Genomic DNA, 25711 nt, shown 5'->3' on the forward strand with positions numbered 1-25711 from the left:
ATCATATTCTTCTTCCGACATGTAATGGCATTCGACATCGACAAGTACGCCGCGACCTCTGAGCGCCTCGGCTGGGACGACCTCGATCTCGACCACTTCCGCGAGCAGCCCCTGTCGGCCGACACGCTGCGCACCCTGCGGTACATGGCCGACGTCGAGTACCACACCGTCTGCTACACCCGCGACCTCCTGACGACGCCCTCGCACAAGGAGGGCGACATCTCGACCTTCATGACCATGTGGAACCGCGAAGAGTTCTGGCACGGTGAAGCACTCGGAGCGGTCCTCGAGGTCCACGGCATCACGGTCGACTACGACGCCCTGCGCGCCTCCCGCCTCAAGCTCGGCTGGCGCGACCGGCTCGACCCGATCAAGCAGTCGATGCTGGGCAAGATCGTCGGCAGCGACTTCGTGGCCGTGCACATGTCATGGGGCGCAGCGAACGAGTGGTCGGCCGTCAGCGCCTACAAACGCATGGCCGACCTCGAGACCGACCCCGTGCTCGGCGAGCTGCTGCGGCGCATCGCCAGGCAAGAGGCGCGGCACGTCGCGTTCTACGTCTCGCAGGCCCGTGCCCGCCTCGAGAAGAGCAAGCGCGCGCAGAAGCTCACGCGCCTGCTGCTGTCGAAGTTCTGGGCACCGGTCGGCTCCAGCATCATGGAGCGCGAAGACGTCCAGTTCGTGTTCGGGCAGATCATGTCGGGTGTCGAAGGCCGCAAAGAGATGAAGAAGCTCGACAACAACATCGCCAGCCTGCCGGGAATGAAGGGCCTCACGATCTTCGAGAAGGCCCTCGACGGCCTTGGAGTGGCCGCCTGACCCAGGCTGTGGAAGGCCGCCCGGGCCTGTGGAGAACGCCTCGGCGCTCAGCCCGCTTCCGGTAGCGTCGAAGCCATGGATCCCACGGGCACAGACACCGAGCAGCGCACGCGCCGCGCGCCGGTCGCCGTGCTCATCGGTGGGGCCTTGGCCGTGCTCATCGCGGTCGGGGCGGCCGTGGGAGGCTCCCTCCGATTCAGCGGCCCGCGCTGGTTCCCCGGCATCACGACCACGCCCAGGCCGATCGTCCAGAGCAACTCGCCCCAGCCCGTCGCCAGTCAGACGCCACCACCGGCTCCGACGGCGCACGACTACCCGAACCTCACCTGGCTCGTCCTCCTGATCGCCGGGCTGGCGCTGGCGGCCGTCCTCTTCTTCGTCGTCCGCTGGCTGATCCGCCGCCGACGCGACCGCGTCGAGGGTGTCGCAGCCCCTCTCGAGGGCCTCCCCGTGCTTCTCGACCTGCCCGACGACCCGTCGGTCGAGACGAGCCTGCCCTATCTCCGGCGAGGCCTGAGACGGGCGCTGGCGGCTCTCGACGGCGATCGCTCTCCGGCCGACGCCATCATCGAGGCGTGGCTCGGCCTCCAAGAAGCGGCCGAAGACGCCGGCTTCCAACGCGCCGACTCCGAGACACCGACAGAGTTCACGAGCAGGATCCTGCGGCGCGTCGAGGTCGATCCGGTCGCCCTGTCGACACTCCGGCGTCTGTACCTCGCCGTGCGCTTCGGCGATGCTCGGGCGACCTCGGCCGATGTCGCCGCCGCCCGCGGCGCTCTCGAGATCCTCCAGGCCCACTGGGAGTCCGCCGAGCCGTCCGCCGACGGAGGCACCCCGTGAGCGGCCTGCCGACACCACGCCCGCGGCCCCTCCGGCCCGTGCTGCGTCTTCTCCAACCGCCGCTTCGCCGACTCCTCGTCCTCGTCCTGATCGCGGCCGCGGTCATCGGTGGCATCGTCTGGTACTTCGGCCTGGCCGTCCCGGGGGCCGTCCTCGTCGCCGTGGCCGTCGCAGCGGTCGGCAGCACCTGGATCGCCGTCCAGGAGGCCGACGCGGTCGAGTGGCCCACGAAGCCGGCGCACCGCTCGCCCGGCGCCCGGCGCGACGTCGAGACGCTGAGCTGGTCGATGAAGACCCGCGGCGGTGTGCACGAGAAGACGCTGGCCCGCGCCCGCGAGGCTGCCAGGCACCGACTGCTGTTCCTCTACGGTCTCGACCTCTACGACCCTGCCAACCGCGACGAGATCGAACGACTTCTCGCGCCCGGCGTCGTGCGCGTCCTCTTGACGCCCCGGCACTCCAACCTCGACCTCGTGTCGTTCACCCGTCTGCTCGGGGCGCTCGAAGCGCTCGGAGCCCCCACCGAGAGGCCCTCGTGACCACCACCTCGCCCGCCACCACCCCGTCCAGCGCGCTCAGCATCGCCGAGGTGTCCGACCTCAGCCGGCGCATCCTCGACGAGGTCGGCAACCTCGTCGTCGACATGCGGCGCCCCCTCGAGCTCGCCCTGGCCAGCATCCTGGCAGGTGGCCACGTGCTGTTCGAAGACGTCCCAGGCCTCGGGAAGACGCTGGCCGCGCGCAGCCTGGCGCAGGCATCGGGGCTCGACTTCCGGCGCCTGCAGTGCACGCCCGACCTCCTCCCGGCCGACATCACCGGGTCGTTCCTGTACGCGCCGGCCACCTCCGAGTTCGTCTTCCGCCCGGGTCCCGTCTTCACCGGGCTGTTCCTCGCCGACGAGATCAACCGCACCTCCCCGAAGACCCAGTCGGCGCTCCTCGAGGCGATGGCCGAGGGGCAGGTCACCGTCGAAGGGCAGAGCTTCCCGCTCCCGTCGCCCTTCCACGTGATCGCGACCTCCAACCCGATCGAGTACGAGGGCACCTACGCGCTGCCCGAAGCGCAGCTCGACCGTTTCATGGTCCGGCTCGCCGTGGGCTACCCGAGCCGCCAGAGCGAACAGCAGGTCCTCCTCAACCGGGTCGACCGACGCCGCGAGGTCGGGGCCGTCTCGCCGGTCATCACCCCCAGATCCTCCTGGCCATGCAGGCGACCGTCGAGAGCGTGCACGTCGATCCCGACATCGCCCTCTACTGCGTCGACCTGGTCACGGCCACCCGCGGACACCGCGACGTCCAGGTGGGCGCCTCCCCGCGCGGGGCTCAGGGCCTGATGCTCGTCGGTCGCGCTCGAGCCGTGATGGACGGCCGCGACTTCGTCGCCCCCGAAGACATCAAGGCCGCTGCCGTCCCCGTCCTGGCGCATCGCATCTCGCTCACGCCCCAGGCCTGGGCGAACGGGGTCGATGCCGCAGCCGTCATCGGCGGCATCGTCGGCCAGGTGGCCGGGCCTCCCGCCGTCGGCCTGCGCGAACCTGCCGGTGCCGAAGGGTCGAGCGCCGGCACGGCTGCCGGCACAGGTCCTGCAGCGGGCTCTGGCGCCGGCACAGGTCCGGCACAGGGGTCCCGGTGAGCGATACCGAGCCGGCCGCTCCGCGCGGAGACACGACGACCCTCGCGCCGCGCTGGTCGGTCACTCCTCCGGTGGCCTACGGGGCGTCCGCCGCCGTGCTTCTCGCGGGGCTGGCGCTCGTCACCTCGCATCCTGCCTTCGCTCTCCTCGCTCTTCCGCTGTTCTTGACCGTCGCGCTCGGCGTCGATCGTCGGCCCCGACGCGGAGCCCCGGTGATCGCGACGACGCGTCTCACTCCCGACCGCGACGGCAGTGGTGTCGGGTACGAGATCGCCTTCTCACTGCCCGACAGTGTCGAGGGGGTCGCCGTCCTGCTGGTCGCGGCCGACGACCACGAACATCGGTTCGCCGTCGATCGGTCGAGCGCCGCTCGCCTGCGAGGCACGATTCCCATCACTCACTCGGGGCCGCAAGAGATCATCGCCGTTCACTACTCGCTCCTCGGTGCCGCCGGCGACGCGCTCACCACTCCCGACGAGGGGCCGAGCAGTGCGCGCCTCATCCCCGCGCCCCGTCTTCGCATGGCGAGCCTGCCGATGCCTCACCGCGTCGTCGGAATCACCGGCGCGCACGGTTCGGCGACGCCCGGCGACGGAGGCGAATTCCGCGACGTCGCCCTCTTCGCGCCGGGCGACCGCCTGCGCCGGATCGACTGGAAGGCCACCGCGCGCAGAGCACAGCGGCCCGGAGAACTCTACGTTCGTCGGAGCTTCGCGACCGCCGACGCCATCGTCGTCCTGGTGATCGACGACCGCGACGAGGTCGGCGCCGACGTCACACGCTGGGCCGGCGCGAAGGGCAGCGTCACCACGTCCACCTCCCTCGACCTTGCCCGGGAGGCGGCTTCCTCGCTCGCCAGCGCCTACCTCGCCGCGGGCGACCGAGTGGGGCTCCGCGATCTGGCAGGCACCGCCCGCTCGGTGGAGCCGGGAGGCGGCAGCCGCCACCTCGATCGCCTCCAGTCGACGATCGCGACCACCGCGCCGACCGGAGAACCGGTGCGGTCGGTACGCACTCCGCTCGTCCCCGCGTCCTCCCTCGTGGTCGTCCTGTCGACCTTCCTCGACGAGCAGGCCGCCACGATGGCCGTCACCTGGGCGTCCACCGGCCACCGGGTGATCGCGGTCGACGTCCTACCCGAGCCGAGCCTCGAACACGCCACCCGCGAGGAGCAGACCGCTTTCCGCCTGTTGATGCTCGAACGGACCGACCGCCTCGACGGGATGACCGCGTCCGGCGTCGAACGTGTCCGCTGGCAGTCGGCCGACGGGGGCGCCGTGCCGGCCGTGCAACTGCGAATGCTGAGCCGCCCACGGAGGTACCGGTGAGTGCGGCGGGCCGTCGCGGCGGCGGCGCGGCAGGCGCTGGCGCGGCAGGCGGCGGCGCGGCAGGCGCCGGCACGGCAGGCGCCGGCACGGCAGGCGCCGGCACGGCAGGCGGCGGCGCGGCAGGCGGCGGCACTGCAGGCGCTGGCACGGCAGGCGGCGGCGCGGCAGGAGGCCCGATCGCGTCCCGTGGCGGCGGCTCGGGCGGCAGTGCCACGGGCAGCCGCACGACGAGCCGACGCTTCGGGCGCGCCCAGGGCTTCCCTGTCATCGGGCCGACCGTCCCGGCCGCGCTGCTGACCACCCTGACCGCGTGCGTCGGGCTCGCCGCTTCGTGGTTCGTCATCGGGCTCAGCGGCTGGCTGGTCATCGCCCTGCTCCTCGTTCTCGGAGCCGCCGCCGTTCCGCGGGGGCCGTTCGCCGCGATCCTGTCGGTTCTCCTCGCGGCCGCCCTCGTCATCGACGGCTTCGACGGTTACACGGGCCGCTTCGTCCTCCTGCTCGCTGCCGTACACCTGCTGCTCGTGGTGGGTTCGCTCTCCGCGTGGCTTCCGCTGCGCGCGCACGTCCAACTCACCCTGCTCCGGGCTCCGCTCCTCCGCTACCTCGCCGTGCAGGTCGTCGCCCAGGCGGTGTCGTTCGTCGTCGTGACGTTCGTCGCGCCCGCTGGCGGGGCCGGTCCGGGTGCCGGCGCCGTCTGGCTCGGCATCGTCGGCGCCGCAGCAGCCCTCGCGCTGGCGCTGGTCGTCCTGGTGCCTGCGCTGCTGCGCCCTGCCCGCTAGGGCATCTGCCCCGTGGCCGGAGGTCGTGCGAGGTCTGGTCTCGTGAGCTGCACGGCGCGCGACGCACGAGGCCGCCCGCGGCCTTCACGGAACCCGCCGCCGCAGCTCGCGAGATCCAGGCCACGCACGGCCCTCGGCGCGGCCCGAACGTCGGACCAGGCCGCACCAGGTCTCGGGCCCCCACCCCTTAGAGCGAAGCAGGCACCTTGTAGAACCACACCTTCGCGCCCGGGTGATCTTTCGTGATGGTGGTGTCGAGGTCGCGGTAGTCGTAGTCGAGGTTGTGGCCGACGAGCGACACCTTGGTCTGACCGTCGACGCTGGCGACGCGAGAGACGATCATCACGTGATCCGGGACCCCGTTGTCGTTCCAGTCGAAGTAGGCGAGGTCGCCGACCGAGAGCTGGGAGCGCTGCGTGCTGTCGAGGGGCGTGAAGCCGAGCGACGGCGTCGACTTGAGGAGGGTGTCGAAGGCCGGCGCGTATCCCCACGATTCGCTGTGGGATCCGGACGAGTTGTAGTACCAGGAGTCGGTCTGCTTGAGCCCTCGCGCGAGGAGAGACTGGCTGACGAAGTTCTGGCAGTCGCCGCCGACCGCGTTGAAGTTGATGTACGACGCGTTGTAGGTGGTCGCGTTCCAGTGCGCGAACGCGTACTGCATCTCGCGGTCGACGCCCGTCTGGGTCGACCAGGTGTACGTGAGCGCCGAACCGGGCACCTGCGCGGACCCCTTGAAGACGGCGACGGCTCCGGCGGACGGCTGGTAGTCGACGGCGGCCGGGACGACGGCGGTCACCGTGCGGGCGTTGACCACGGCGACGTCGGTGGCGGCCACCCCGTTGAAGGTCACCTTGTCGACGCCGGTGAGAGAGGTCCCGGTGATGGTGGCCTTCTCGCCGCTGACCAGGGAGCCGGAGGCGGGGCTGACGGATGCGACGGCGGCAGCTGCGGGAGTACCGGAGCCACCGGGAGAACTCGATTTGAGCGGGGATGCCTCGCCCAGGGTGGCCGGGGCGGTGGCGCCGCCGCCACCCGCGGTGCAGCCCGCCAGAAGCGCGGTCGTGACGATCGCGACGGAGACGACCCCGACCAAGCTTTTCTTCATGCAGTGAAACCCCGCTCTTCCGACGGGCGCAAGATTAGCAGGAGCACTTCCGAACGACGGTGAATCCCGGCTCGCCAGATCCGGAACCGGCCCGTCTAGGAAATGCCGTGACAGTCGTGTAAATTTGCACCGCACGCAACAATCTGTAGCGTCCCCTCCGCCGCCACCGCACGGAGTCGACCACCGGAAGCTCTGACAACGCTTCCGGCTCGGCGCCACGAACTGGTCGCCACCGTCCGCCTCTCGAGGCGTCACACCACTACACAGACAGAGAGATACAGATGTCCCGGGTAGCAACCGCCGGTCCAGAAACGGCACCCGTCGAGCAGCAGGGCCTCATGACTCACAGGCAGATCCTGTTCGTCATCTTCGGCCTCATGGCAGGAATGTTCCTGTCCTCGCTCGATCAGACCATCGTCGGCACGGCGATCCGCACGATCGGCGACGATCTCCACGGCCTCGACCACCAGGCCTGGGTCACCACGGCCTACCTGATCTGCTCCACCATCGCGACGCCGATCTACGGCAAGCTGTCCGACCTGTTCGGACGCCGGCCGCTGTTCATCATCGCGATCGTGATCTTCCTGGTCGGATCCGCCGCAGCGTCGTTCTCGACGTCGATGTACATGCTCGCCGCCTTCCGCGGTCTGCAGGGCCTCGGCGCCGGTGGCCTCATGGCCCTGCCGCTGACGATCATGGGCGACATCCTCGCTCCCCGCCAGCGCGCCAAGTACCAGGGCTACTTCCTCGCCGTCTTCGGCATCTCGAGCGTCATCGGCCCGCTGATCGGCGGCCTCTTCGCCGGCGCCGACCAGATCCTGTTCATCACCGGCTGGCGCTGGGTGTTCCTGCTCAACGTCCCGATCGGCGTCATCGCGCTCGTGATCGTCGGCATCTTCCTGCATATCCCCGGTCAGAAGCGGAAAGACAACATCCGCATCGACTGGTGGGGCGCCATCATGGTCATCGTCGCCGCCGCCCCGCTGCTGCTGGTCGCCGAGCAGGGCCGCACCTGGGGCTGGGGCTCGCTCAACGCCTGGCTCTGCTACGTCATCGGCGGTCTCGGCGTCATCGGCTTCATCATCGCCGAGCGCATGATGGGCGACGCGGCGCTGATCCCGCTCAAGCTCTTCAAGAGCCGCACCTTCTCGATGGCCACCATCCTGGGCGTGCTGGTCGGCTTCGGAATGTTCGGTGCCCTGCTGACCGTCCCGCTCTACCTCCAGCTCGTCAACGGCTCGACGCCCACCGAGTCCGGCTTCCAGATGCTCCCGATGATCCTGGGCCTGATGATCTCCTCGATCGCCTCCGGCCAGATCATCTCCCGCACCGGCAAGTACAAGATGTTCCCGCCGATCGGAACCGGTTTCATGATCCTGGGCTTCGCCTGGTTCACGCAGGTCTCGTACGACAAGCCCTGGTGGTACCTCTCGATCGGCATGGTCCTCGTCGGTCTCGGCCTGGGCCAGCTGATGCAGACGCTGACCCTGGCGTCGCAGAACTCGGTCGGCCCGCGCGACATCGGTGTCGCCACCTCGTCGTCGACGTTCTTCCGTCAGATCGGTGGAACGCTGGGGACCGCAGTGCTGTTCTCGGTGCTCTTCTCGCGGCTCGCGACGACCATCCCGAACGGCTTCAAGGACAAGACGCTCGCCGCCAACCTCGCGAAGGCGACGGCCGATCCCAAGGTGCTCGCCGATCCGAACAACTCCGGCATCCTGAAGCTCCTGCAGGAGGTCAAATCGGGCAATGCCTCAGCCCTCGGAAACGCGCTCAACGGCGACACCTCGTTCTTGAACAAGGCGACGCTCGCCCTCAAGGCGCCGTTCCTCGACGGCTTCGCGAACGCGACGGTCACCGTCTTCACGATCGCCCTCTCGGTGGTCGTCGTGGCCTTCATCCTGAGCTTCTTCCTCCGCCCCGCACCGCTCCGCACGCGGTCCGCGATGGACGAACAGGCCCACCAGGATGCCACGGCCGCCGCCGCGAACGACGCCGAGACCCAGCGTGCAGCGCTGGCCGCCCAGGCCGCCGCCAACACGATGGGCTCACCGGTCTCTCCCGACACGGGCAGCATCCGTGTCATCACGCGCGACGACTCCACCGGCACTCCGACGCCGGAGAAGTAGCGGTGCCTCGGGTCGGCCCGGTCGCGCTCCCTCGTGGAGTGCGACCGGGCCGACGGCGTTCCCGCGTCGGCCGGCACCCCCGCCCCGGAGCCCACGGACCTCGAGAGCCCGCCCCTCCTCCGGCGTGATGAACGAACCGAGCACTGGGGAGTTCGACGACAGGTGTGGCGATAAGCCCCGTGGGGCGCGATTTTCCGGGCTTGTTCGCTCCGCGCACGTGGCCCCGTCCGCTGTCGGTGAAACACAAGGACTTTTCATGAACGGCGCAATCGGGATTCAACAATCGAGTGTCACGATGGAAGCATCTCGTAGGCGAAGGACACCCCGATCATGGCTTTGACCCCGTACTCCCCCGACTCGCAGCTTCTGCGAACCACGTTCTCGTACTTCCCGTCCGGCGTCGTGGCGCTGGCCGCCGAAGTCGATGGAGTCCGTGAGGGGCTGGTCGCCTCCTCCTTCACCGTGGGCGTCTCCATGGAACCGCCGCTCGTGCTCTTCTCCGTCCAGAACACGTCCAGCACGTGGCCCACTCTGAAGCGCGCCGAGCGCATCGGCATCTCCGTCCTCGGCGAGACCCACGGTCAGACCGCCCGCCAGATCGCGGCGAAAGACAAGACCACGCGGTTCGAGAACCTCGAACTCGAGACCAGCGAGGGCGGCGCCCTCTTCGTGCACGGGTCTCCGGTCTGGCTCGAGACGAAGGCCTACGCGGAATACCCTGCCGGCGACCACACGCTGATCCTGCTCGAGGTCACCGGTCTGTTCGCCGACGCGTCGCTCGAGCCGCTCGTCTTCCACGGCAGCGCCTTCAAGCAGCTCCTGAAGACGGCGTAACCCCCTGCCGCAACACGTTTTGTGGACAATTCAACCGGCCGCGGCCGGTTGAATTGTCCACAAAACGTCTTGCGGCGCAGAGGCCCGGGCCTAGACGAACTCCGCGCCGGGGAGGCGGCCACGCATGACGGCGATGGCCTCGGGGTTCGAGTCGACCAGCACGAAGCGGCGCCCGAGAGCTCTGGCAACGGCGCCGGTGGTGCCGGATCCTGCGAAGAAATCGAGGACCCAGTCGCCCTCGCGACTCGACGCCTGCACGATCCTGCGCAGCACGCCCTCGGGTTTCTGGGTGGGGTAGCCGGTCTTCTCGCGGCCCGTCGGCGACACGATCGTGTGCCACCAGACGTCGGTCGGCAGTTTTCCGCGCGCGGCCTTCTCGGGCGTGACGAGCCCCGGCGCCATGTAGGGCTCCCGATCGACGGCCGCCGAATCGAAGTGGTACTTCGCCGGATCTTTCACGTAGACGAGGATCGTGTCGTGCTTCGTCGGCCAGTGGCTGCGGCTCTTGGCGCCGTAGTCGTAGGCCCAGATGATCTCGTTCAGGAACGACGCGCGCCCGAACAGCGCGTCGAGCAGCACCTTCGCGTAATGCGCCTCGCGGTAGTCGAGGTGGAGGTACAGCGTGCCGTCTTCGGCCAGCAGTCGCCAGGCCTCGGCGAGACGCGGTTCGAGGAACGACCAGTAGTCGTCGAACCGGTCGTCGTACTTCATGAGGTCGCCGCGGATCCGCTCGTACTGGATGCCTTTGAAGCCGGCCACGGCGCCCGTGCGCGTCCCGCGAACGGAATGCGTCTCGTGCCGAGTCTGGCTGCGGCCGGTGTTGAACGGCGGGTCGAGGTAGACGACGGTGAACGCGCCGTCCGGCAGGGTCGGCAGGATCTCGAGGTTCTCGCCGTGGGCCACGCGGTCGTCGGAGTCGGGGGTCCAGAGCGCGGGCATGCTCCTATTCTGGTCGTCCTTTCGGGTTGGCCGGACCACGCGAGCGTAGGGTGCTGCCATGACCGTCGAAGTCCGTAACGATGAGGCCCAGAAGCAGTACACGATCCTCGAAGACGACCGCCCCGTGGGCTTCGCCGTCTACGAGATCACCGGCAACGAGATCGCCTTCACCCACACCGAGGTCGACCCCAAAGAGCAGGGCAAGGGCTACGCCGCGATCCTGGTGCAGTACGCCCTCGACGACGTCCGCGCGACGTCGCAGCGACGGGTGATCCCGGCCTGCTCGTACGTCGAGCACTTCGTCGAGAAGCACGCCGAGTACGAAGAGCTCACGCGGCGCTGAGCCGCCGGGTGGCGTCGACGCGACGCCTTCTCGGGAGCAGGCGCGACCCCTGACCTTGCTCTCGCTGTGAAAACCGGGGGCGCAGGATCACGGAACGCGTGCGAGCCACTCCGGCGTCGCGAACTTGGTGCGCACGAGCTCTTCGGCCTGCGCGAGCTCGTCGGCCGTGACGTGACCCTCGGTCGCCCCGTAGAGGCCCGCGAACGTCTGCTTCAAGCGCTCGATGACCTCGGCCCGCGGAAGCCCCGTCTGCGAACGGAGCGGGTCGACGCGCTTGGCCGCCGACGTGGTGCCCTTGTCGCTCATCTTCTCGCGGCCGATGCGGAGCACCTGGACCATCTTCTCGCCGTCCATGTCGTAGCTCATGGTCGCGTGGTGGAGGAGGGCGCCGTTGCCGAGCCGCTTCTGCGCGGCCCCGCCGATCTTGCCCTTGGCGCTCGTGATGTCGTTGAGCGGCTGGTAGAACGCGTCGATGCCGAGCGAGCGCAGGCCGGTGATGACCCACTCGTCGAGGTAGGCGTACGAGTCGGCGAAGCTCATGCCCTGGACGAGGTCGCCGGGGGCGTACAGCGAGTAGGTGACGATCGAGTCGGCGTCCATGAACATGGCGCCGCCGCCGGAGATTCGCCGGACGACCTGGAAGCCGTACTTCTCGGCGTTCTCGGGGTCGACTTCGTTCTTGAGCGACTGGAAGCTGCCGATGACGACGGCGGGTTCGTTCCACTCCCAGAAGCGGAGCGTCGGGCCACGGCGACCGGCGCCGACCTCTTCGGTGAGCACCTGATCGAGCGCGAGGTGCACATTTGGCGAAACGGGACCGTCGTGGATGATCTGCCAGTCGTAGTCGCGCCAATCGGTCGCGCGGCTCAGGCTGCGGCGGATGGCGACGGCGATAGCCTCCGCGGTGACGCCGAGCATCGTGGTGCCCTCGGGCAGACCACGCTTGACGGCGTCGACGATGGTGGACGTGTCGGAAGCGGCGTCGAGCCCGTTGACCGCGCGATCGATGGCCTCGAGGGCGTCGTCCGGTTCGAGGAAGAAGTCGCCCGCGAGGCGGAAACCCGTGATCGTGCCGTCTTTGACATCGAGGTCGACCACGACGAGCTTGCCGCCGGGGACCTTGTACTCACCGTGCATGGGGCAAGCCTACGACCGGGGTCCGACGGTCGTGTCTCGGTGCGGCACGACGCCGTTGGAAACCGTGACGCGCTGGTCGCGCGGCGGCTGGACTACGCCGCCGGAAATCGCTGCCCGAGCCAGTCGACGAGGTCGGCGGTGACTTCGTCGCGGTTGGTCTCGTTGAACACCTCGTGCCGGGCTCCGTCGTACACGATGAGTTCGACGTCGCTCAGGTGGCTGCGATTCAGGTAGGCGTCCGCCAGCCTCTCGGCGCTCTTCGTGCCGCCCAGCGGGTCGTCGCTGCCCACCTGGATGAGCAGCGGCAGGTCGCGCTCGAGCTGCTTGGCCGGGCGCCCGTAGAGGCGCAGGGCGTCGCGCAGCCCGAACAGTTTCAGCACGCTGGCCTCGACCACGAGCGGGTCGACCGCCATCGCCGCGGCGACGGCAGGATCCCGGCTGAGCCACTCGAACCCCGTGCTCCCGAGGTGCGCGTGGCGCTTGTTCAGGTCGCCGCCGTTCATACTCGTCGGAGTCCGGTACGCCGTACCGGTCAGCACAAGCCCGTCGAAGTCGCCGGCGTGGTCGTCGACGATGATCTGGGCCATGAGCGAACCCCACGAGTGGCCGAGCAGGATCACGGGTACCCCGTCGTTCTCCTCGCGGACGATCGTCGTCAGGTGCCGGATCGCGGCCATCGTGGCGCGGAGCCCACCGGCACCCAGGTGCCCGAGCTGCCCGCTGCCTTCACCCCACTGCCCCACGCCGGTGCGCCCGTGCCCCCGGTGATCGTCGGCGTACACCGAGTAGCCGGACCGCACCAGATTCTGAGCCAGCTCCTCGTACCGGAGCGCGTACTCGCCGACGCCGTGCGCGATCTGCACGACGGCGCGAGGCTTGGCGGCCTTCCACGCGTAGTAGTGGATCGTGACGCCGTGGCCGTCGACGAACTCGTAGTCGCCGCGGGCGGTCTCGAAGGTAGGCACGGCGCCAGTCTGTCACCCCTTTGGTGGTGGGTTGGGGTTGGCGTGGGGTGGGGTGGCGTGGGTGGGGTGGGTGGGGTGGGGTGGGTGGGGTGGGGTGGGTGCGGTGCGCGGCCCCGTCCTGGCGCTCGTCCGCGAGTTCGGCCGCCCAGAGCGCCGGCCCCGGTCGCGAGATGGCCGGTTCTGTCGGGTCGGCGCGTCCCACCCGACAGAACCGGCCATCTCGCGGCCCGCGGACTGGGCCCCACGGCTTGGCTGTGCGCGACGACGCCGGGAGGCGGTCGCGAGGTCGCACTCGAGCCAACCGGCGCCCCGCCTGACGGGGCGGGGCGCAACGCGGCGCGGCGCGACGGGGCGGCTTCACCCGCGCTGCGGCAGGGTGGCGTGTCGGCCGCCGACGTCGCGGCGGGCGGGGCGGCGACCGCAGGCGACGCGGTAGCGTGCGGCGGGGCGGCCGTCGGCGCCGCGGCAGAGCCGTGCGCTCCGCGCGCCCGCCGCGAGATCGCACTTCGGCCGGCCAACTGGCCGAGCGGGAGGGCGCACAGCAGCGCCACCCGACGGAGGCCGAGCAGCGCTGCTGGATCGGAAGCGGGGCAGAGGCTAGTCGTCGGAGCCGTGGCCGCCAGAAGTACCAGAGCGATCACCGCCGTGGTCGTCGACGCCGGCGTCGCCGCCGTGGCGACCGGAGCCCGAGTGGTGCGCGCCGTCGTCGCCGCGACCGCTGGACGCCGAGCCGTGGTGACCGTGGTCGTCGGTACCAGGGGCGTGTACGCCGTGGTCGTCGGCGCCAGGCGCGTGGTGGCCGTGGTCGTCCGTGCCGGGCGCATGTACTCCGTGGTCGTCCGTGCCGGCGGCGTGAATGCCGTGGTCGTCGGTACGCACGGAGGAAGCCGCACTGGAGGAAGCCGCGCTGGCGGAGGACGGGGTGGCGAAGGGGGCCACGACCGCGGTCACGGCGTGGTGGGACCGGTCGTCGCCCGAACGGGAAGGGGAACGGGAGCCGGAGCCGCGGTGGTGGTGGACGGTCTCGCCGGCGCCGTGGTGGCCGTGGTCGTCGATGCGCGGCGCGGCGGATGAGGACGGGGTCGAGCTGGCCGAGGCGTGGGGCGCGGTGTCGTCGGCGCCCTGCGAGGCGAAGGCGACGCCGGTACCGCCGAGGACGAGAGCCGCGGCGGCAGCGCCGCCGACGATCCACGTCGAGGGGCGGGCGAGAACGGGACGCGACGGCGCGGAGCCGGACTCGGCCGATGCGCCGTCGGCGTGAGGTTCGACGGGACGGGAGAAGATGCGGAGCTTGTTCATGGTGACCTCCTTGTTGGGTGAGGTCACTTTCACAGGGCGGCGCTGAAGTGATCCTGAAGCGATCTGAAGATCTGTTCAGGTGGCGTCGGCCCGGTCGACGGCCGGTAGATCGCGAACCGGCAGGATCACCTCGAAGCGCGCGCCGGACAGCTCACCACTCGTGACTCGGACGGTTCCGCCGTGGCCCGACACGATGCCGCGTACGATCGCGAGGCCCAGCCCGCTGCCGCCCGACTCGCGCGCCCGAGCCTCGTCGAGCCGAACGAAACGCTCGAAGACGCGCTCGCGCTCGTCCGGCTCGATGCCGGCGCCGTCGTCTTCGACCGCGAGGACGACTCGAGTGCCCTCGTCGTGCAGCTCGAAGCGGACCGTGCCGGCGGCATGCCGGGCCGCATTGTCGGCGAGGTTTCGGACGACCTGCGACAGCAACCCGGGATCGCCCCGCAGGCGAGCGGCGGAGACGCCGGACGACTCGACGACCAGCTGCCCCGATGCTCTCAGGCGAGCCGCCTCGGCCAGCACGAGGTCGTCGAGGTCGACGGCGTGGACGACTCCGGCCAGTGCCCCCTCGTCGGCGCGCGCCAGGAGAAGCATGGCGCTCACGAGCTCGGCGAGTCGACCGCCCTCGGTGAGGACCGTATCGGCGAGCTGGCCCGGCGGCAGTTGCTCGGGGTACGACATGGCGACCTCGGCGTGCTGCCGCATCACGGCGAGGGGGATCGGAGCTCGTGGGAGGCGTCGGACACGAACCTGCGCTGCGCGGTGGCCGACGAGTCGAGACGGTCGAGCATGTCGTTGAGGGTCGAGGCGAGTCTCGAGATCTCGTCGGCCCCGCCCGGATCGGGGAGTCGCGTCTGGAGCTGAGAGGCGGTGATCCCGGCCACCTCGCGCCGCATCCGCTCGACCGGCCGCAGGGCTCGACCGACGACCGACCAGGTGGTCGCGGCCATGACGAGAAGCAGGATCGGGATCACGACGGCGAGCGTGGTGATCGTCGCGCGCTCGGTCGCCTCGGCGCCGGCGGTCGATCGCGCTGCCAGGACGAGGTACTGCGCTGTCGGCGAGTCGGCGGCCGCCGGAGCAACGGACGCACCCGCGGGCGTCGCACCGGCTGCCGCCGGGCCAGCCGAGGTCGAGCCACCGGTGGACCGGCCCGCGGCGGCCTCACCGGCGGCGGAAGGACCAGATGACGGCGTGTCCCCGGCGGACCCGACAGCCGCGGACCGGTCGACCGCGCCCGCGGAGAGGCCTGAGCGGTCGGGGTCGGCCGAAGGCACCCACCAGGACGGCCGAAGGAAAGAGAGCGCATCGTCGGAGCCGCCGTCGCCCGAACCTCCGGAGCTCTTGCCCGAACCACCGGAACCGGAATCGCCAGAACCGGAGCCCGAGCCGGAGCCGGAGCCCGAGCCACCCGACGTCGAGTCGTCGGAGCCGGACCCGGCTCCCCGGATCCCGAACCACCCGAGCTCTTGCCCGAGCCTCCCGATGCGGAGTCGTCCGGCTCGCTGCTCGGCACCCCCGACCGGCCGCCCGAAGTCGAGCCGGAGGTCGAACCGGACGACCCGCGGCGGTCGTCGGAGTCGTCGGCCGGGGGCGTGATGGTGACAGTGGGCGCGGGCGTCGACTGATCGGTGGCATCGGAGGACGAGACGAGGTACCGCTGACCGTCGAGCACGAGAGTGCCGCTCTGCGGCGAGGGCGCGGAGGCCTGGTAGAGCCGCACGGAATCGGGATCGCCCGAGATGGCGAGCACGACCCCCGTCGACGCGGAGGCGACGACGACGAAACCGTCTTCGAGCGAGTCGTCGACTGCGGCCGCCGCGTCGGGAGCCGCCCCCGTCTCGAGACGAGCGAGCACGCGCTCCGCGTCGGAGGTGGCCGTCGAGCGGATGCCCTGTTCGAGCACGATCCGCTGGACCGTTGCGAACACGGCCGAAGCACCGACCAGGGTGATGCCGACGATGGCGATCGCAGCGAGCGTGATCCTGAGCCTCAACGAAGCGCGGCGGGGTCGAAACCGCGACGACGGGCGCCCCTCGTCACCCACCGTCGGCCGCCAACCGGTAGCCCGCGCCGCGCACGGTTTCGATGGAGTCTCGGCCGAACGGGCGGTCGAGCTTGTTGCGCAGGTGCCGGACGTAGACCTCGACGATGTTGGGGTCGCCTTCGAAGTCGGTGTTCCAGATGTCGTCGAGCATCTGACGTTTGGTCACGACGACACCCGCGTTACGCAGCAGGAACTCGAGGACGGTGTACTCGCGAGTGGTCAGCTCGATGAAGACGTCGCCGCGCCACACTTTTCGGGAGGCAGGATCGAGACGGAGATCGCCTGCGGTGAGGACGGTCGGTCGTTCACGAGCGCCGCGACGGACGAGAGCGCGGAGCCGAGCGAGCAGGACCGCGAACGAGAACGGCTTGGTGAGGTAGTCGTCGGCGCCGGTGTCGAGGCCCTCGACTTCGTCCCATTCACCGTCTTTGGCGGTGAGCATGATGACAGGGGTCCAGTTGCCGGCCTCGCGCATGGAGCGGCACACGCTGTAGCCGCTCAACCCCGGCAGCATGATGTCGAGGATGACTGCGTCGTACTCGTTCTCTTGGGTGTGCCAGAGGCCGTCGGGGCCGTTGGCGGCGTGATCGACAGCAATGCCCTCGGCCTCGAGCCCGAGCCGGAGGCCCTCGGCGAAACCGGCGTTGTCTTCGACCACGAGCACTCGCACGCTGCCTCCCACCTGCTGTCGTGCGCCCATCATGGCGGTTGGGCGCTGAAGCTGGGCTGAAGCGGCTGGAAAACCCGTCGATGGTGCGCACAATGCCGCCCATCGGGACGATGAGCGGCACGTTGCGCCCGACCAAGGCACCAAGGCGCCGGCAAGCAGCAAGGCAGCAGCAAGGCAGCACCGAGCAGCAGCAGGCCAGCGCCCTAGCGAGCCGAGTAGCCGCCGTCGACGAGGTGGTACGAGCCGGTGATGAACGACGCCTCGTCGCTGAGGAGGAACAGCACCAGCGCGGCGACCTCCGCGTCGGTGCCGAGACGCCCGGAGGCGTGCTGCCCCTCGAGGGCGGTCAGCTGGTCGGCGGACATGGAGGAGCGGACGAGCGGCGTGTCGATGAAGCCGGGCCCGACGGCGTTGGTGCGCACGCCCTTGGCCGTGTATTCGAGCGCCGCGACCTTGGTGAGGCCGACGAGCGCGTGCTTGGAGGCCACGTAGGCGGCGTTCTGCGCGATGCCGACGGAACCGAGCACCGAGCTCATGTTGACGATGGCGCCGCCGCCCGCGGCGACGATGGCGGGCAGCTGGTAGCGGAGGCCGTAGAAGACGCCGCTGAGGTCGACGCCGACGACGCGATCCCACGCGGCGATCTCGTAATCGCCGATGTCGGAGGCCGGAGCGCCGATGCCGGCGTTGTTGACGGCGAGGTGCAGGGCGCCGTAGGTCGACACGGCGAACGAGACGGCCTTGTCGCTGTCGGCGGCGACGGCGGTGTTGCCGGAGAACGCCGCGGCGGTGCCGCCTGCGGCGACGATCTCGTCGACGACCCGTTGGGCGGCGTCGAGCTTGATGTCGGTCACGACGACCGAGGCGCCTTCGGCGGCGAGCGCCTTCGAGATTCCCTCGCCGATCCCGGAGCCTCCGCCGGTGACGATCGCGACCTTGCCTTCGAACGTGCTCATGGTGTTCCTGCAGCTTTCTTTAATCAACAGTTGTTGTCTAAAAAGAAGAGTACGCCCAAATCATTTAGTTAGCAAAGCTAATTTGTTAGGCTAAGCATCAATGACCAACGCAACAGAGCCCGCGACCACTACAGGCGCCGTCCGCACCGTTCCCCACGCCCAACTCGCCACCGATGTGCGGCAGGGCGTCCTCCGGCTGTCACGACGCCTGCGCCAGCAGAAGGCCGACACCGGCGTGAGCGACGCGCAGATGGCCGCGCTCGGGTTCCTGCTGCAGAACGAGCCGCTCACGATCGGCGCCCTGAGCGAGCACGAGGGGGTCACTCCCCGTCCATGAACCGCACCGTCAACGCCCTCGTCGAGCTCGGCTTCGTCGAGCGCGGCACCGACGCCGACGACAAGCGCAAGGTGGTGCTCCGAACGACGCGCGACGGGGCGAGCTTCGTCCTCGAGACGCGCCGACGCCGCGATCAGTGGCTCGTTCCACGCCTGGCCCGGCTGAGCGCCGACGAGAGGCGCACGCTTGCCGAGGCGACCGTGATCCTGCGAGAACTGGCCCGCTCGTGAGCGCCACTTTCCGTTCTCTCGCCGTCCCGAACTACCGGCTCTGGTTCGGAGGCGCCCTCGTCTCCAACACCGGCACATGGATGCAGTCGACCGCTCAAGACTGGGTCGTCCTGACACAGCTCACGAACCACAACGCCACGGCTCTCGGCGTGACGATGGCGCTCCAGTTCCTCCCCCGATCCTGATGATCCCCATCACCGGCCTGATCGCCGACCGCTACGACCGGCGCAGGATGCTGATGCTCACCCAGGGCGCGCTGGGCACCCTCGGCCTCGCGCTGGGCCTGCTCGTCGTGACCGGCGTCGTGCAGCTGTGGATGGTCTGGGGCTTCGCCCTGCTCCTCGGCATCGTCCAGGCGATCGACGCTCCGATCCGGCAGAGCTTCGTCTCCGAGCTCGTCCCACCGGAGCACCTGTCGAACGCGGTGTCGCTCAACTCGGCGTCGTTCAACGGCGCCCGTCTGATCGGCCCGGCCGTCGCGGGCGTGCTCATCGCCGGTGTCGGGTCGGGCTGGGTCTTCCTGATCAACGCCGCCTCCTTCCTCGCCGTCCTCACCTCACTGAGGTTCATCCGGGTCAGCGAACTCCAGTTCAAGCCGAAGGTCGCCCGCGCGAAGGGTCAGATCAAGGAGGGGTTCCGCTACGTCAAGGGGCGGCCCGACCTCGTGGTCGTCTTCGTGATGATCTTCATCATCGGCACCTTCGGCATGAACTTCCCCATCTTCACGTCGACCATGGCGACCCAGGCGTTCGGCGTCGGCGCCGACGGGTTCGGGCTCCTGACGAGCGCCGTGGCGGTCGGATCGCTCGCGGGCGCCCTGTTGTCGGCGCGGCGCGAGCGCCCGCGGATGCGGATCCTGGTGCTCGCTTCGATCTCCTTCGGCGTCACCTGTGCCGTCGCCGCCGTGATGCCCACCTACTGGACCTTCGCAGCCGTCCTGGTGGCGGTCGGCCTCTCGTCGATCACCTTGATGACCACCGCGAACGGCACCGTCCAGCTCGGGGCCGCTCCGCAGATGCGCGGCCGCGTGATGGCGCTCTACATGGCGATCTTCACCGGCGGTACTCCGATCGGCGCACCGATCGTCGGCTGGGTCGCGAACACGTTCGGGCCTCGTGAGGCGATCGGCGTGGGCTCGGCGGCCGGTTTCGCGGCCGCAGCCGTGGCGATCGTCTGGCTCGTCCGGCGGCAGCACCTGCGCCTGCGGCACGACGACGGCCTTCACTTCCGCGTGCGTCACGACGGCGACGGACTCCCGCCCACCGGCCTCATCCCGCTCCCCGGCGCGGCGCAGAAGGCCCAGGTCGCCGCCACCGAGCTGGCCGCCGAAGAGACGCTCGCCCGCAAGTAGGCGTCCGGCGGAGCACCCGGCGAAGCACCTCGAAGCGACGGGGATCGCTGTCGCCGCCGCCGACGGTGACGAGGTGGCCGAAACGTGACCGACTCGGGGTTCCGCAGGGCGACGACCCGGGCTACATTGCTCCCATGACGAACGCTCACGTCATGGTCGGCCGCGAAGCGCCGACTCCTCCGAGCGAACGGATCGTCGCGAAGGAGCGGCACCATGAGCAGGTCAACAGCAGCCGGGATCACGGCGGTATTCGCGGTCGTCGCCGGCGTCTCCGTCTCCGCCTGGGCCGCGTCCACCCTCAATTCGGAGGGGATCTGGACCGAGCACGGGATCGCAACGGGCCACCTCGATTTCACCGTCGCAGCGGTTCTGCTGATCGGGCTCGCTCTTCTGCTGACCGGGCTGATCCTGCTGCTCGCGACCCTCGCCGACTACTGGATCGACAAGCAGGATCTGCGCGACGCCCAGCTCGAAGCTCGAAGCCGGCGACAGGAGGCCGAGCGCTACCGCTTGGCGGCGAGCCTCGCCGAGACCCGACCCGACACCTCCCACAGCGTCGCCCACTGAGGCGGAAACGCGGGCACCTGAGCTCGCCCCTTTAGGCTGCTGCCATGAGAGCCCTGCGCGGAGCCACCGTCTTCACCGTCGCCCTCGCCGGGCTGCTCGTGCTCGCCGGCTGCAGCCCGGCGAGCCACGGCGGCAGCCAGTCGAACGACACCGGCGCCCCGACCATCACCACCGGCGGCCCGGCGAGCAGCACGAGCACCGCCCCGGCCGGCCGGGTCGACGCGAACGGCGTCACCCTTCCCCCGACGACGGGCCGCTTCGACTATCAGCTCGGTGGCGGCTACACCCCGCCCGAGGGCGTGACCGTCGTGACCCGCGACAGCACGGACGCGCCCGCCGAGGGCGTCTACTCGATCTGCTACGTGAACGGGTTCCAGACGCAACCCGGCGTCGCGTGGCCGGGATCGCTGATCCTGCACACCGCTTCCGGCGCTCCCCTGGTCGACCCGGGCTGGCCTGACGAGCACCTCATCGACACCTCGACGGCCGCCAAGCGGGACCAGGCGGCGAGCAGGATCGGCACGACCATCACCGAGTGCAGAGACAAGGGCTTCAAGGCGGTCGAGTTCGACAACCTCGACTCCTACTCGAGGTCGAAAGCGGCGTTGACGCTGGACGACGCCGTCGCGTTCGCGAAGCTGCTGGTCGCCCGAGCGCACGCCGACGGTCTGGCCGCATCGCAGAAGAACACCGCGGAGCTCGCGTCACGCGGTAAGAACGACATCGGCTTCGACTTCGTCACCACCGAGGAGTGCGACCGCTATTCCGAGTGCGGCAGCTTCACGAAGGTCTACGGCAAGCTCGTGTACGACATCGAGTACACCGACGACCTGAGGGGCTCGTTCACGACGGTCTGCGGGCGGAAGGCCACGCCCGCCCTCACGATCCTGCGCGACCGCGACCTGGTGACGCCGAAGAGCAAGGCCTACGTGTACGAGGCGTGCTGAGCCGCCGGATCAGACCTCGCGGGTGATCTCCACCGTGACGAACAGCTTCGAAGTGCGACTGCCGCCGTACACCCCGCGCAGCGGCGGGACGTCGTTGTAGTCGCGCCCGTGGCCGACGACGACGTGGCGCTCCCCGATGTCGATGAGGTTGGTCGGGTCGTAGCCGTTCCAGCTGCCGCAGAAGTACTCGACCCAGGCGTGGGATTCGCCCACGATCGTCTCGTGCAGCTCGGCCGACGGTTTCGGGTGCAGGTAGCCGCTGACGTAGCGCGCCGGGATCCCTGCGGAGCGCAGTGCCCCGACGGTGATGTGCGCGATGTCCTGGCAGACGCCCGCCTTGGCCTTCCAGGCGTCGGCGGCCGTCGACTTCACATTGGTCACGCCGCGCAGGTACTGCACCTGGTCGCCGATCTGCTCGCAGATGGCCAGCGCGGCCTGGCACGGTTTCGTGCTCGCCGCGACGGCCGCCTCGGCGAGGTGTCTGACCTCCGCCGGCGGTGCCGTGAGCGGCGTCTGCTCGAGCTGCTCGACGAACTCGGCACGCCGACCGGCGGCAGCGGCGAGATCGTCCCAGTCGAGATCGTGCTCGGGGTGGCTCACGGCTCGCACTTCGACGAGTGAGGTCGACGTGAGGGACAGCTGCTGGTGCGGCTGGAGCACCTCGAACGACGACACGCGCGTGCCCCAGTAGTCGAGGTACTCGTGCGCGCCCGAGTTCGGCTCGATCCGGAGGTTCGACGAGAGCACGAACTGCGTCTCGGTCGACGCCGGAAGCATCCGGGCCTCGTTGTAACTCGCCTTGGCTTCGCCCTCGTACTGGAAGCCGGTGACGTGCCGGATGCGAAGGCGGCTCATGAACGCTCCCCCACCCACGTCGGGGCGGCGGAGGTGGGGAAGTAGCGCTGCCGGATCGCCTCCGACGCCGCCGAGGTCGCCGACTGCACGGCGTCCATGTGGGTCGGGAGATCGTCGAGGATCTCGGCGATCGGCTTGTACTCGAGCTCGCTGCGCATCTGACCGAGGATACGAACCCCGGCATCGGACGAGAACGTCCGCGCGGTGTTGGGCTCGACCTCGCGGAGGCACGCCTCGGCCCGGGAGATCGCGAACAGCACCGACCTCGGGAACAGCCGGTCGAGAAGGAGGAATTCCGCGGCGTTGCGAGCGCTCGGCACGCCCCGGTACGTGCGCAGATAGGCCTCGTAGGCTCCGACGGAGCGCAGGATCGTGGTCCACGACGGTCCGGAGGCCTCCGTCAGTGTGCGCGTGGCCAGGAGCCGGGCGGTCATGTCGGCTCGCTCGATGCTGCGGCCGAGTGTGAAGAACTGCCAGACCTCGTCGCGGCTGGTGGCCGACTCGATGATGCCGACGGCGAGCGCCGAGCGCTCGCGGACCCAGGCGAAGAACTCGTGCACCTTGTCGCTCGACACCTTGCGCGGCATCCGAGCCCGCGTCGTGTTGAGGCACTCCCAGAGCTCGGTCGACACGATCTCGCGGGCACGGCGCGCGTTCTCGCGGGCGGCACCGAGCGAGTAGGCGATGGACGCCGGGTTGTGGCGGTCGACGGCGAGCATCGAGAGCACGTCGGCGCGGGTCAGCTCGACGTCGTCCGGCGCGTCGCTCCCCATCACGGACAGGAGGGAGCGGCAGGCGGCATCCTCTTCGATCCAGGGATCCTCGAGGAGCAACTGCAGGTGCACGTCGAGGATCCGCGCGGTGCCGTCGGCCCGCTCGATGTACCGGCCGATCCAGAAGAGGCTCTCGGCGATCCGGCTCAGCATGATTCTCCCTGGGTCTTCTGTTGCTGTTGCTGCGACTGCTGGTCGCGCTTCGGGTCGTCCTGCGGCGAGTGGTCCGGCACGTGGTCGGCCGCGACGATCGGGATCGACGCGGTGGGGGTGGCCTGCTCGGTCACGAGGGCCCCGACGCTCTGCCCGGCCATCCAGGTTCCCGCGTCGACGCCGACCACCCAGGTGTCCTTCGATCCGCCGCCCTGGCTGGAGTTCACCACGAGCTGCCCCTCGGGCAGCGCCACTCGGGTGAGGCCGCCGGGCAAAACCCAGACCTCGTCGCCGTCGTTGACCGCGAACGGCCGGAGGTCGGCGTGCCGCGGGCGCAGCCCGTCGTCCACGAGCGTCGGAATGGTGGAGAGCTGGATCACGGGCTGCGCGATCCAGCCTCGAGGGTCTTTCTTCAAGGTGGTGCGGAGGGAGTCCAGCTCTTTGGCACTGGCCGCGGGCCCGACGACCAGCCCTTTGCCGCCGGAGCCGTCGACGGGTTTCACGACGAGTTCGTCGAGGCGGTCGAGCACCTCCTCCAGCGCTCCCGGATCCTCCAGCCGCCAGGTGTCGACGTTCGGCAGGATCGCGTCCTCGCCGAGGTAGTAGCGGATCAGGTCGGGTAGGTAGGTGTAGACGAGTTTGTCGTCGGCGACGCCGTTGCCCACCGCGTTGGCGATCGTGACCGTGCCGAGGCGCGCCGCCATCAGCAGGCCGGGCGACCCGAGCACGGAGTCGGCCCGGAACTGCAGCGGGTCGAGGAACTCGTCGTCGACGCGGCGGTAGATCACGTCGACGCGCTGCGGACCGGCGGTGGTGCGCATCCAGACGCGACCGCCCGAGCAGTAGAGGTCGCGGCCCTCGACGAGCTCGACGCCCATCAGGCGAGCCAGGAGCGTGTGCTCGTAGTACGCCGAGTTGAACACACCGGGTGTGAGCACCACGACCGTCGGATCCTCGACGCCGACCGGCGCGCTCTTCCGCAGCGCGTGCAGGAGGCGGTTCGGGTAGTCGCCGACCGGCCGCACGCGCATGGAGACGAACAGTTCGGGCAGGGTCTGCGCCATCACGCGCCGGTTCGAGATGACGTAGCTGACACCGCTCGGCACTCGGACGTTGTCCTCCAGCACCCGCCAGGCGCCGACCTCGTCGCGGACGAGGTCGATTCCGGAGACCTGGATCCGGACGCCGTTGGCCGGTTCGATCCCGGCCGCCTGTCGGTGGAAGTGATGAGACGAGGTGATCAGCGAGGCCGGGATGACACCGTCCGCCACGGCCCGCTGCGGCCCGTAGATGTCGGCGAGGAACGCTTCGAGGGCCTTCACCCTCTGCTTCACGCCGCGCTCGACGTCGACCCACTCGGCCTGCTCGACGACGCGGGGGACGGCGTCGAGCGGGAACGGGCGCTCCTCGCCGGCGAAGTCGAAGGTGACCCCCTGCGCGAGATACGAGTCGGCCAGGGCCGCCGTCCGGCCGCGCAGTTCGTCCTGCGTCATGCTGTCCAGCGCGGCGTGGATCTCGCGATACATGTCGCGCGGCGATCCCGGCCCCTGGAACATCTCGTCCCAGGCTCCCGGGCCGCGGGGGCGGATGCTCCGGCTCGTCACGCCGGCGTATCCGTCGAAGAGGTCTCCCATGTGTTGAACCTAGGCCCGGGGTGTTGCGGGGGTGTTTCGGCCAGTGGGCGGGGATGTGACGGGCCCGGCGACGCTCGGGTCGACCGTGACTTTGTACCCCGTTCCTGAGAAGACTGTGAGAGTGAAACTGAGCGGTGCGCTAGCGTCTCCCGGGTAGTTCGAAGCACACCCCCGGTTTCGGCAGATCACACAACGATTGGACCCATCACCATGGGCGTCATCTCATTTCTCATCTTCGGCCTCGTCGCCGGCATCGTCGCGCGCCTCATCCTCCCGGGCAAGCAGCCCGGCGGCTGGATCGCGACGCTGATCCTCGGCGTCATCGGCGCGTTCCTCGGCGGCTTCATCGGAAGCCTCATCTTCCACGCGGACTTCGGCACGTGGAGCCTCGCCAACTTCATCCTGAGCGTCGTCGGGGCGATCATCGTCCTCGTCATCTACGGCGCCATCACGGGTCGCGGCACCAAGCGCGCGTAGCGCTCGCGATCCACGCGCCCTGCGCGCACCCGAGCAACACCGAAGGGGCGCCGTCACCTCCGTGGCGGCGCCCCTTCGCGCGCGTGGGCGGGTCTCCGGAGGTTCTGGCGGGTCGGCGACGACGCGCCGACGCCTGCGGCGGCCCGCCGACGCGACGCCCTAGACGGCATGGGACGATCTGGCAAGACCTTGCATCCTGCCGGATCTCGCGTAGACCTGAGTGATGAAACGGATCAGCTACGACGGACTCACCCTGGTGACGGGCTCGGACACCGCCGACGCCCTGGTCAGGTACGCGGCCACGGCCTTCTCGCGCGGCGACGCCGTGAACGTCGACCTCCCGGTGCTGGAGGCCGACGGATTCGTGCGGGAGCACACCGTCGTCATCGGGCCGGCCGGGGGCCTCGACGTGGTCGACGTCGACGTGCGCGCCGACGAGACGCGGGAGTTCCCGGTGCCGGTGTTCCCGGTGCTGCGGCGGGCGGGCCGCGCTCTGCCTCCGGAGGAGATCCTCGACCTGGAGTGGTCGGAGAGCGCCTGACGCGGTGACCGAGGAGCCCTCGAC

At 69.8% G+C, this 25711-nt stretch carries 27 protein-coding genes and 2 pseudogenes; 17 read left to right on the forward strand and 12 right to left on the reverse strand.

All coding sequences use genetic code 11. The features are described 5' to 3' along the window. The first annotated feature begins 24 nt into the window (after positions 1-24). From QUE79_RS01275 to QUE79_RS01300, 6 genes and pseudogenes are all read left to right on the forward strand, one after another. On the forward strand, positions 25-819 hold the full coding sequence (locus QUE79_RS01275; protein WP_286345069.1) for a ferritin family protein: 795 nt from the start codon (positions 25-27) through the stop codon (positions 817-819). A 75-nt stretch (positions 820-894) separates the two neighbouring features. Continuing rightward, positions 895-1659: a DUF4129 domain-containing protein gene (locus QUE79_RS01280; protein WP_286345070.1), complete on the forward strand. Its 765-nt coding sequence runs from the start codon at positions 895-897 to the stop codon at positions 1657-1659. 38 nt (positions 1660-1697) lie between these two features. Continuing rightward, positions 1698-2198, forward strand: a complete 501-nt coding sequence (locus tag QUE79_RS01285) for a hypothetical protein (protein ID WP_286345071.1) — start codon at positions 1698-1700, stop codon at positions 2196-2198. Beyond that, positions 2195-3291 (forward strand): annotated as a pseudogene (locus QUE79_RS01290) (AAA family ATPase). Before QUE79_RS01285 ends, QUE79_RS01290 begins: the two are co-directional and overlap by 4 nt. Then, positions 3288-4619 carry a DUF58 domain-containing protein gene (locus QUE79_RS01295; RefSeq protein ID WP_286345072.1) on the forward strand — a complete coding sequence of 444 codons (1332 nt, stop codon included), beginning with the start codon at positions 3288-3290 and terminating at the stop codon, positions 4617-4619. Before QUE79_RS01290 ends, QUE79_RS01295 begins: the two are co-directional and overlap by 4 nt. Beyond that, positions 4616-5398, forward strand: a complete 783-nt coding sequence (locus QUE79_RS01300; protein ID WP_286345073.1) for a hypothetical protein — start codon at positions 4616-4618, stop codon at positions 5396-5398. The genes QUE79_RS01295 and QUE79_RS01300 overlap by 4 nt, the downstream gene beginning before the upstream one ends. A 187-nt stretch (positions 5399-5585) precedes the next feature. Here QUE79_RS01300 and QUE79_RS01305 read toward each other — a convergent pair whose 3' ends face one another. After that, positions 5586-6503, reverse strand: coding sequence for an amidase domain-containing protein (locus tag QUE79_RS01305; RefSeq protein WP_286345074.1), 918 nt, complete (start codon positions 6501-6503; stop codon positions 5586-5588). A 338-nt stretch (positions 6504-6841) separates the two neighbouring features. On the opposite strand from QUE79_RS01305, the gene QUE79_RS01310 reads away from it, so the two are divergent. Together QUE79_RS01310 and QUE79_RS01315 are read left to right on the forward strand one after the other, a co-directional pair. Next, positions 6842-8632 carry an MDR family MFS transporter gene (locus QUE79_RS01310; RefSeq protein ID WP_350271614.1) on the forward strand — a complete coding sequence of 597 codons (1791 nt, stop codon included), beginning with the start codon at positions 6842-6844 and terminating at the stop codon, positions 8630-8632. A gap of 330 nt (positions 8633-8962) precedes the next feature. Then, positions 8963-9466: a flavin reductase family protein gene (locus QUE79_RS01315; protein ID WP_286345076.1), complete on the forward strand. Its 504-nt coding sequence runs from the start codon at positions 8963-8965 to the stop codon at positions 9464-9466. Positions 9467-9556: 90 nt separating this feature from the next. Here the strand turns inward: QUE79_RS01315 and QUE79_RS01320 are convergent, their stop codons facing one another. Beyond that, positions 9557-10405: a DNA-methyltransferase gene (locus QUE79_RS01320; protein ID WP_286345077.1), complete on the reverse strand. Its 849-nt coding sequence runs from the start codon at positions 10403-10405 to the stop codon at positions 9557-9559. A gap of 58 nt (positions 10406-10463) precedes the next feature. Between QUE79_RS01320 and QUE79_RS01325 the strand changes: the two genes are divergently transcribed. Continuing rightward, the gene (locus tag QUE79_RS01325) at positions 10464-10748 is read left to right on the forward strand and encodes a GNAT family N-acetyltransferase (RefSeq protein ID WP_286345078.1); all 285 of its coding nucleotides are present in this window, start codon (positions 10464-10466) and stop codon (positions 10746-10748) included. An 87-nt stretch (positions 10749-10835) separates the two neighbouring features. On the opposite strand, the gene lplAB is transcribed toward QUE79_RS01325, so the two are convergent. The 5 genes from lplAB to QUE79_RS01350 all read right to left on the reverse strand — a co-directional run bounded on the left by lplAB (position 10836) and on the right by QUE79_RS01350 (position 15426). Beyond that, complete coding sequence (lplAB, locus tag QUE79_RS01330) at positions 10836-11885, reverse strand: lipoate-protein ligase LplAB (protein ID WP_286345079.1); 1050 nt, start codon at positions 11883-11885, stop codon at positions 10836-10838. A gap of 92 nt (positions 11886-11977) precedes the next feature. After that, a complete protein-coding gene (locus QUE79_RS01335; RefSeq protein WP_286345080.1) occupies positions 11978-12850 on the reverse strand; it encodes an alpha/beta fold hydrolase in 873 nt (290 codons plus the stop codon). 597 nt (positions 12851-13447) lie between these two features. Then, positions 13448-14149: a hypothetical protein gene (locus QUE79_RS01340; RefSeq protein WP_286345081.1), complete on the reverse strand. Its 702-nt coding sequence runs from the start codon at positions 14147-14149 to the stop codon at positions 13448-13450. Positions 14150-14224: 75 nt separating this feature from the next. Beyond that, on the reverse strand, positions 14225-14854 hold the full coding sequence (locus tag QUE79_RS01345; protein ID WP_286345082.1) for a sensor histidine kinase: 630 nt from the start codon (positions 14852-14854) through the stop codon (positions 14225-14227). Next, positions 14854-15426, reverse strand: a complete 573-nt coding sequence (locus QUE79_RS01350; protein WP_286345083.1) for a HAMP domain-containing protein — start codon at positions 15424-15426, stop codon at positions 14854-14856. The genes QUE79_RS01345 and QUE79_RS01350 overlap by 1 nt, the downstream gene beginning before the upstream one ends. 192 nt (positions 15427-15618) lie before the next feature. Between QUE79_RS01350 and QUE79_RS01355 the strand changes: the two genes are divergently transcribed. Next, complete coding sequence (locus QUE79_RS01355) at positions 15619-15777, forward strand: hypothetical protein (RefSeq protein WP_286345084.1); 159 nt, start codon at positions 15619-15621, stop codon at positions 15775-15777. A gap of 411 nt (positions 15778-16188) precedes the next feature. On the opposite strand, the gene QUE79_RS01360 is transcribed toward QUE79_RS01355, so the two are convergent. Both QUE79_RS01360 and QUE79_RS01365 read right to left on the reverse strand, forming a co-directional pair. Further along, positions 16189-16866, reverse strand: a complete 678-nt coding sequence (locus QUE79_RS01360; RefSeq protein WP_286346812.1) for a response regulator transcription factor — start codon at positions 16864-16866, stop codon at positions 16189-16191. A gap of 203 nt (positions 16867-17069) precedes the next feature. Beyond that, positions 17070-17822, reverse strand: a complete 753-nt coding sequence (locus QUE79_RS01365; RefSeq protein ID WP_286345085.1) for an SDR family NAD(P)-dependent oxidoreductase — start codon at positions 17820-17822, stop codon at positions 17070-17072. Positions 17823-17922: 100 nt separating this feature from the next. Between QUE79_RS01365 and QUE79_RS01370 the strand changes: the two genes are divergently transcribed. From QUE79_RS01370 to QUE79_RS01390, 5 genes and pseudogenes are all read left to right on the forward strand, one after another. After that, positions 17923-18159 carry a hypothetical protein gene (locus QUE79_RS01370; protein ID WP_286345086.1) on the forward strand — a complete coding sequence of 79 codons (237 nt, stop codon included), beginning with the start codon at positions 17923-17925 and terminating at the stop codon, positions 18157-18159. Beyond that, positions 18156-18389 carry a helix-turn-helix domain-containing protein gene (locus tag QUE79_RS01375; protein WP_286345087.1) on the forward strand — a complete coding sequence of 78 codons (234 nt, stop codon included), beginning with the start codon at positions 18156-18158 and terminating at the stop codon, positions 18387-18389. The genes QUE79_RS01370 and QUE79_RS01375 overlap by 4 nt, the downstream gene beginning before the upstream one ends. Next, a pseudogene (locus QUE79_RS01380) lies at positions 18386-19740 on the forward strand (MFS transporter). Before QUE79_RS01375 ends, QUE79_RS01380 begins: the two are co-directional and overlap by 4 nt. Positions 19741-19953: 213 nt before the next feature. Continuing rightward, positions 19954-20307, forward strand: a complete 354-nt coding sequence (locus tag QUE79_RS01385; RefSeq protein ID WP_286345088.1) for a hypothetical protein — start codon at positions 19954-19956, stop codon at positions 20305-20307. A gap of 44 nt (positions 20308-20351) precedes the next feature. Beyond that, positions 20352-21254, forward strand: coding sequence for an endo alpha-1,4 polygalactosaminidase (locus QUE79_RS01390; RefSeq protein WP_286345089.1), 903 nt, complete (start codon positions 20352-20354; stop codon positions 21252-21254). A 9-nt stretch (positions 21255-21263) separates the two neighbouring features. Here QUE79_RS01390 and QUE79_RS01395 read toward each other — a convergent pair whose 3' ends face one another. The 3 genes from QUE79_RS01395 to QUE79_RS01405 are packed head-to-tail and all read right to left on the reverse strand — an operon-like array spanning position 21264 to position 24669. Beyond that, positions 21264-22109 carry a transglutaminase family protein gene (locus QUE79_RS01395; RefSeq protein ID WP_286345090.1) on the reverse strand — a complete coding sequence of 282 codons (846 nt, stop codon included), beginning with the start codon at positions 22107-22109 and terminating at the stop codon, positions 21264-21266. Next, positions 22106-23035, reverse strand: a complete 930-nt coding sequence (locus QUE79_RS01400; protein ID WP_286345091.1) for an alpha-E domain-containing protein — start codon at positions 23033-23035, stop codon at positions 22106-22108. The genes QUE79_RS01395 and QUE79_RS01400 overlap by 4 nt, the downstream gene beginning before the upstream one ends. Beyond that, positions 23029-24669, reverse strand: coding sequence for a circularly permuted type 2 ATP-grasp protein (locus tag QUE79_RS01405; RefSeq protein ID WP_286345092.1), 1641 nt, complete (start codon positions 24667-24669; stop codon positions 23029-23031). Before QUE79_RS01405 ends, QUE79_RS01400 begins: the two co-directional genes overlap by 7 nt. A 210-nt stretch (positions 24670-24879) precedes the next feature. On the opposite strand from QUE79_RS01405, the gene QUE79_RS01410 reads away from it, so the two are divergent. Continuing rightward, positions 24880-25146: a GlsB/YeaQ/YmgE family stress response membrane protein gene (locus QUE79_RS01410; RefSeq protein WP_286345093.1), complete on the forward strand. Its 267-nt coding sequence runs from the start codon at positions 24880-24882 to the stop codon at positions 25144-25146. A 223-nt stretch (positions 25147-25369) separates the two neighbouring features. Then, positions 25370-25687 carry a hypothetical protein gene (locus QUE79_RS01415; protein WP_286345094.1) on the forward strand — a complete coding sequence of 106 codons (318 nt, stop codon included), beginning with the start codon at positions 25370-25372 and terminating at the stop codon, positions 25685-25687. Positions 25688-25711 lie beyond the last annotated feature (24 nt).

The sequence above is a fragment of the Frondihabitans sucicola genome, from assembly GCF_030296615.1.
Lineage (GTDB): Bacteria > Actinomycetota > Actinomycetes > Actinomycetales > Microbacteriaceae > Frondihabitans > Frondihabitans sucicola.